Here is a 7,236-nt window from a genome sequence, read left to right as displayed (position 1 = left end):
GCCGATGACGACGGTCGGCACCGCGGAGGCGACGTGTTCGAGGCGTGCCCGCGACGATACGGGGGCGACCAGGACGAGGCCGTCCATGCCGCGGTCGATCATCGCCTCGGTGACCTGGGCCTCCGCCTGCTCGCCGTTGCAGCCCGGTCCGAGGAGTACCTGGTACTCGGTGTCCTCCAGCGCGCCGGTGATGCCGTCGAGGATCTCGGGGAAGAACGGGTTGCGGATGTCGGGCAGCATCACGCCGATCGTGTAGGTCTGCCCGCGCAGGCCCCGGNNCCGGTAGCCCAGCTCGTCGATCGCCCGGCGCACCTTGGCGCGCATCGCGGGGCTGGCGCCGTAGGCGTTGCGCAGCACCTTGGACACGGCGGTGGTGGACACCTGGGCGTGTCGGGCGACGTCGACGATGGTGACTCTGCGACGTGGTGCCGGCGGTTCCATCCGGTCCTTTGCCTCTCCGGGAAACATGTGCCGCCGAGTGTATGCCGGGCCTCTTGACGTCACTCGGGCTGCTCTCTAAGGTCGGCCCACCCCACTTTGGAAAACGTTACCCAAAACCGCTGTTTTTGAATCGATTCAACCATCGAAGGGAAACAGGTGTGAGGCATGAGGAGCGCAGTGCGGACGGCGGCGGCCGAGAGCCCGGCGCGGGAGAGCTTCCCCGCGCGAACAGGACGGCGGTGCGTCGGCGGACCGTGCTCGCCGCGACGGCCGGTGCCATGTCGGTAGGGGCCGGGGCCGCGGGAGGCGGCACGAGCACGGCGGCGGAGCCGTCCCGCGCGGCGGAAGGCGCCGCGGTGTGGGGGCTGACCGTCGAGCACCGCACCGACCCGCTCGGCATGGACGCGAACAGGCCGCGCTTCGGGTGGCGCATGCGGTCGGCGGCCCGCGGCCGGAGCCAGGGGTCGTACCGGATCCTCGTGGCGAGTTCGCCCGACAAGCTCTCCACCGCCCGCGCGGACCTCTGGGACAGCGGGCGCGTCCACTCCTCCGACTCGGTGGCCGTCCGCTACGAGGGCGAGCCGCTGAGCGCCTCGACCCGCTACCACTGGACCGTCACCGTCTGGGACAGCGAGGATCGTCCCGTCGGGGTCGCCTCCCCGGCCGCCTTCGAGACCGGCCTGATGAGCACCGACGGCGTGGCCGGATGGGACGGCGCGCAATGGATCGGGATGAAGGGGAAGACCCCCCGCTCGGCCGGCGCTCCCATGCTGCGCAAAGAGACGCCCCTCAGGGCCGACGGCCGGCGACAGGTACGCGAGGCGCGGCTGTACGTGTCGGCCCTCGGCGTCTACGACGCCCACGTCAACGGGGAGCACGTCACCGTTCCGCAGGACGGCGGTACCACGATCGAGCTGCTGCCCCCGGGCTGGACCAACTACGACCAGCGCGTCACCTACCTGACGTACGACGTCACGCACCTCGTGACGCGGCAGCGGACCGTCGCCCTCGCCTTCGTCCTGGGCAACGGCTGGTACAACGGCCGTGTCTCCGAGGGCAGCACGTACTACTCGCAGGACGGCAACGCCCTGGCGGTGAAGGCCAAGCTGCTCATCCGGTACACCGACGGCACGGCGCAGACGGTCGTCACCGAGCCGGACGGCGGCTGGAAGGCCACGGACACCGGCCCGTACCGGGCCGACGACATCTACGACGGCCAGACCTACGACGCCCGCAGGGAACTGCCCGGCTGGACGGCGCCCGGATTCGACGACAGCGCGTGGACGGACGTGGAACGCGTCGCCTTCGACGACAGGTACCCGGACGCCCGGCTCGTCGCCTACCCGGCCGAGACGGCACGCCTCATGCCGCGGTGGGACCGGCGGCCGCGGTCGATCACCGTCGCCACCGGAGTGACCGGCCAGGACGGCAGCCCGAACGGCAAGGGGCGCATCGTCGTGGACCCCGCCCGGACGGTGACCGACCCGGAGCAGGCGGCCTCCGCCGCCGTCACGATCGGCAGCGGCGAGACCGCCGTCTTCGACCTCGGCCAGAACATGGTCGGCGTCGCCCGCTACGGCCTGCACGGCCCGGCCGGCACCCGGGTCGAGTTCCGGTTCGGCGAGATGCTCAACGACGACAGCGCCGGCGCGGACGGCCCCGAGGGTTCCGTCTACCGGGCCAACCTCCGCAGCGCCAAGGCCACCAGCACCTACATCCTCAAGGGCGACCGGCACGGCGAGACCCATCAGGACGCCCTGACCTTCTACGGCTTCCGCTACGTCTCCGTCACCGCGACGGACACCGTCACGATCACCGGCCTGACCGGCAAGGTCGCCACGTCCGCGATCCGCGAGACCGGCACCCTCACCACCGACGACCCTGACATCAACCGGCTGATGAGCAACATCCGCTGGGGCCAGCGCGGCAACTACCTCTGGGTGCCGACCGACTGCCCGCAGCGCGACGAACGCCTCGGCTGGACCGGCGACACCCAGGTCTTCGCCACGACCGGCCTGTTCAACGCCGACGCCGCTGCCTTCCTCGGCCACTTCCAGACCACCGTCGTCGACTCCCAGGCCGTCTACGGCACGGACGGAGCGCAGTTCACCGGCGTGGCCCCCGGCGGACGGTACAACTTCCCCGGCGGCGGCAGCGGCTGGGCGGACTGCGGGGTGATCGTCCCGTGGACCGTCTGGCAGATGACGGGCGACGCGAGCATCGTCGAGGACAACTGGCCCGCGATGACCCGCTACCTGGAGTGGATCCACGAGCAGACCGGCGACACCTACGCCGGACAGGGCTCCCTCACCGGCGACTGGCTGGCACCGCAGAAGACCAGCGCCCAGCTCATGAGCGACGTCTACTACGGCTACTCCACGCGGCTGATGGCCCAGATGGCCCGGGCGATCGGCAGGACGGCGGAGGCGGAGGAGTACCAGCGCCTCTTCGGGCGTATCAGGCGGGCGTTCATCAACACCTACCTGAGCACCTCGGACGGTCAGGTCACGGTGAAGTCCAGCCTGGGCGACGCCTCCCCGATCGAGCCGGGCGCCGACCCCGACCAGAAGACGGAGGACAACAGCCAGACAGCGCTGCTGTGGGTCCTCAAGCTCGGGTTCTACGAGACGCAGGCACAACGCCGCGCCCTGCTCGGGCACTTGGCCGACAACATCCGCAACGACGCGGCCTACAAGGCGGCGCACCCGGACAGCAGCCGGGTCCGGTACGCCGAGAGCACCCTGTCCGTCGGCTTCCTCGGCGTCAACGTCCTCGCCCCCGTCCTCACCGACGAGGGCCGCGCCGACCTGGCGTACGCACTGCTGCACCAGGACGCCCTGCCGTCCTGGCTGTACTCGGTGCGAGGCGGCGCCACCACGGTCTGGGAGCGCTGGAACTCCTACTCCGACGACGCCGGCTTCGGCCCGGTCAGCATGAACTCCTTCAACCACTACGCCTACGGCGCGATCATGGAGTGGATGTACACGCACATGGCCGGCATCGCCCCGGACCCGGACAGCCCCGGCTTCCGGCACTTCCTGCTCCGCCCCCACCTCGATCCCACGGGCAGGATCACGCGGGTGTCGGGCTCGTACGAGTCGCCGTACGGCGAGATCAGAAGTGCGTGGGAGGTCGCCGAGGCGGGCCGGACCCTGGTGTACGACGCCGTCGTGCCCGCCAACAGCGAGGCGACGCTGCGCCTTCCGGCGACCTCCGCCGATACCGTCCGCGAGGGACGCACCCCGCTGGCCCGGGTGCCCGGAGTCCGTTTCCTCTCAGCCGCGGACGGGGTCTGCTCGTACCGCCTGCCGTCCGGACGGTACCGGCTGTCCGCCGCGCTGCGCTGACCCGGGCCGGCCGGTCGGGCAGCGCAGCGGGTTCACCATCAGGAGGAGGTGATCCGGGTGTTCACCCGCCGCATCCAGTCCCCGTCGGTGTGCCACATGGGGTGGTGGGGTGCGGCGTTGGAGGTCAGAACGACACCATGGAAACCCGCCGCGAGGCAGCGGTCGACGACGAACTCCGCGATGTCCTTGCCGACCGCGTCCTCCTCGAAGCGCGTCAGGAGCGGCGTGTACCCCACCACCCCTTCACCGAGGACGGCGGGGATGCCGCGGCGCCGGGCGAACTCGGCGACGGAGTCGACCCACCCGGCCAGGGTGTCCCGCATGTCCTGCCGGTGCACCGCGTAGTTCTCGTAGAGCCACAGGTCCCAGCGGTCGGGGTCGACCCAGTCGTGCGCGTAGAAGAGTTCGCGCGGGATTCCGGTGGCCGCCAGCCGCCAGGGTTCGTCCGGCTGGTGGTCGGCGAAGGCGGGCGCGTCGGGGCGGAGCATGCCGGCCAGTTCGGGAGTGGGCCACGCGGCCGTCCGGGGCGCGGGTTCCGTGCCGTGACCGAGTCCCACCGCCTCGTACAGCGCGCCGAGCACGCCGTAGACGTAGAAGTGGAGGTGCGCGATCTGCGCCTGCTCGGGCAGGTCGTCCAGTTCGTCCGGCCAGGGCTCGCCGAGCGAGTAGGTGACCGGGATGCCGGGGTGGCGCGACCGCAGCAGCTTCACGGCACGGTCGAGGGGGCCGCGCAACCGGGCGTAGTGGGTGGCGCCGTCGTCCGGTACGAGGGAGCAGTTGTCGACCTCGTTGTGCACTTCGACGTAGGCGACGCGGTCGGCGAGCCCGCGCTCGGTGAGGAAGTCCAGCAGGTCGGCGAGCGCCTCGGCCACCACCTCGGCCCGGTCCGGACCGGGGACCGCGGCCAGGGCGCGGTGCCAGGCGTCGGTGTCCGCGAAGCTGGGGGACTGCTGGTACTCCCACGAGGACACGATCACCTTGCAGTCGTGCCGGGCGGCCGCCTCGAACAGTTCGACGAGCCGTCGGCGGCCGTCCAGCGGATAACCGCCCCGCACGTTGTACCAGCGGGTGCGCTGCCCGAACTCGCCGCCCAGACCCCGGATGTGCAGGGACTCCGGGGCCTGCACCCGCCCGGAGAACAGCAGGAAGGGCATGGCGCAGACGCGCACGGTGTTGAAGCCCCGCTCCACGGCCTCGGCGAAGGCCCGGTCGAGGTCGGCGAAGGGCTCGCCGGGACCCGCCTGGGTGTACCAGCTGAAGTCCCACAGGGTGATGGCGAGCCGGACCGTGGGCTCGCCCGTCGTCGCTTGTCGCTGTGTGCTCATGCGGCCACGCTAGCCCACAATTCATTAATTATGAATAATCCTTGACAGGGTGAGGACGGCTCCCCAGGCTTCTGCCATGACCGAACCCCTCCACCTCTCCCGGCGCACCGTCGTCACGGCACTCGGCGCGGCCGGCTTCACCGCTCTTCCGGCCTGGCCGGACACGGCACGAGCCGTGGACGGCCCGGCACAAGCCGCGGACGGCCCGGTGCTCGACGCCCACCCGGCCACCGAACCTTCCGGCACCCATGTGCGCGAGGTCGGCGGCACCAAGGTCGTCTTCCAGTACGGCGCCGTGCTCCCCGCCTTCGACGGCTGGCGCACCCGGGAGCCCACCCGCGAGTACCTCTCCCTGGACCGCACGTGGCGCTTCCGCTTCGACCCCGGCAACCAGGGACTCGACGACGGCTGGCAGTCCCCGGACCTCGACGACCGGTCGTGGGACCTCATCGACGTACCGTCGGCCTGGGACCTGCTGGACACGCCCGGATTCGGCTCGGAGACCAGCCCCTTCGGCAAGGGCACGGCCTTCGCCGACGGCTACGCCTGGTACCGCACCGTCGTCGACGTCCCCGGATCCTGGCGGGCCCGGCACGTGCGCATCGCCTTCCTGGCCGCCGGCTACAGCGCCGAGGTCTGGCTCGACGGCGTGCGACTCGGCAAGCACGAGGGCGCCAACTCGCCCTTCGCGCTGCCGGTGGCGGGCGCGCTCCGGCCGGGCACGCGCCAGACGATCGCCGTACGGGTCTTCCGCCGCGCGAGCTACACCGACTACACGGCCCCCGCTCCGCAGCCGGTCACCGACGACCACGAGATCCCGTACAAGCCCGTCGACTACTGGCCCTACGCGGGGCTGACCCGGTCGGCCTGGATCGAGGCGGTCCCACAGGTCACCATCGCCAAACTGCTCGTGGCCGCCGCGAACGGCCGCGTCGAGGCACACGCGGTCGTGGAGAACCACGGGGCCTTGGACTTCGACGGCCGGCTCACCCTGGACCCCGGCCGGGGGAGCGGCGGCCTGCCCGCCTCGGTCGCGGCCCGGATCCCGGCCCGGTCGGCCGGCGTCGTCCGCGTCGCGGTCCGTGTGCCCCACGCCCCCAGGTGGAGCCCGGCCACGCCGCACACGCTGACCGCCCGCGCCACCCTGACCGCCGGAAGGACCTCGGGCCCGCGGGTGGACACGCTGTCCACCGTCTACGGCGTGCGTGAACTGACCATCCGTGACGCGCAGTTGCGGCTCAACGGCAAGACTCTCTTCCTCAAGGGCCTCAACTGGCACGAGGAGACGGCCGCGCACGGCAGGGCGATGACGCCCGCCGAGTACGACCGGGAGCTCGGCCACATCACCGACCTGGGCGTCAACTTCATCCGCAACTGCGTCTACAACCGCCACCCGTACGTCTACGACTGGGCGGACGAGCACGGCGTGCTGGTGATGGACGACATCGACACCATGTGGCTCAACACCGCCCAGGAGAAGCTCCAGACCGAGCGCTACGGCCTCGCCCGGGCTCTGGCCCTGACCATGGCGTGGAACCAGCACAACCACCCGTCGGTGATCCTGTGGGGCCTGCAGAACGAGTCGGAGATCGACGGCGACGGCGCTCCCGTCTACCGCGCCTGGCTCGCCGATCTGAAGGCGGCCGTGAAGGCGGTCGACCTCACCGCCCGCCCGGTGACCTGGGCTTCGAACACCAGCGACGACCCCGCCTTCGACCTCGCCGACGTGATCGGATTCAACGAGTACTTCGGCTACTTCTACGGCGAGGACGCCGACCTCGGTCCCACCCTGGACGCGGTGCACGCGAAGTATCCGGGCAAGCCGGTCCTGATCACCGAGAACGGCACCTGGTCCCTGGCCGGCAACCACGGCCCCGACACCACGGAGGGCACGGAGGAGTGGCAGGCGGCCCGCTTCACCGCCCACTGGACACAGGTCGTCGAACGCGGCGACTTCGTCGCCGGGTTCACCTACTGGGTCCTCAAGGACTACAAGCAGCGGGCCGGGTACAACCAGTCCTACAACGGCATCTCGGTCATGGGCCTGCTCACCTTCGGCGAGGAGCGTCCCAAGCTGGTCTACGACGTGTTCCGCGAGGCGACCGGCCCCGGGGCCGGGTGAC

The 7,236-nt window shown here is 71.1% G+C and carries 4 protein-coding genes; 2 read left to right on the top strand and 2 right to left on the bottom strand.

The genetic code is table 11. From position 1 onward, the window contains the following. Positions 1-441: LacI family DNA-binding transcriptional regulator (locus tag CCL05_RS39620; protein ID WP_143590026.1), on the bottom strand; the 441-nt coding region annotated here is incomplete at its 3' end. Positions 442-719: 278 nt separating this feature from the next. Here CCL05_RS39620 and CCL05_RS39615 point away from each other — a divergent pair. Next, the gene (locus tag CCL05_RS39615) at positions 720-3,788 is read left to right on the top strand and encodes a family 78 glycoside hydrolase catalytic domain (RefSeq protein WP_425275978.1); all 3,069 of its coding nucleotides are present in this window, start codon (positions 720-722) and stop codon (positions 3,786-3,788) included. 38 nt (positions 3,789-3,826) lie between these two features. Here the strand turns inward: CCL05_RS39615 and CCL05_RS39610 are convergent, their stop codons facing one another. Further along, positions 3,827-5,113, bottom strand: a complete 1,287-nt coding sequence (locus CCL05_RS39610; RefSeq protein WP_086565447.1) for a cellulase-like family protein — start codon at positions 5,111-5,113, stop codon at positions 3,827-3,829. A gap of 76 nt (positions 5,114-5,189) precedes the next feature. Here CCL05_RS39610 and CCL05_RS39605 point away from each other — a divergent pair, with 76 nt between their 5' ends. Continuing rightward, positions 5,190-7,235: a glycoside hydrolase family 2 protein gene (locus CCL05_RS39605; protein ID WP_086565446.1), complete on the top strand. Its 2,046-nt coding sequence runs from the start codon at positions 5,190-5,192 to the stop codon at positions 7,233-7,235. The last annotated feature ends 1 nt before the right edge of the window (position 7,236 follow it).

It is taken from the genome of Streptomyces africanus (assembly GCF_002150735.1).
GTDB classification, from domain to species: Bacteria; Actinomycetota; Actinomycetes; order Streptomycetales; family Streptomycetaceae; genus Streptomyces; species Streptomyces africanus.
Note: the sequence above shows the minus strand (reverse complement) of the source record. Positions and strands in the feature narration are given on the sequence as shown.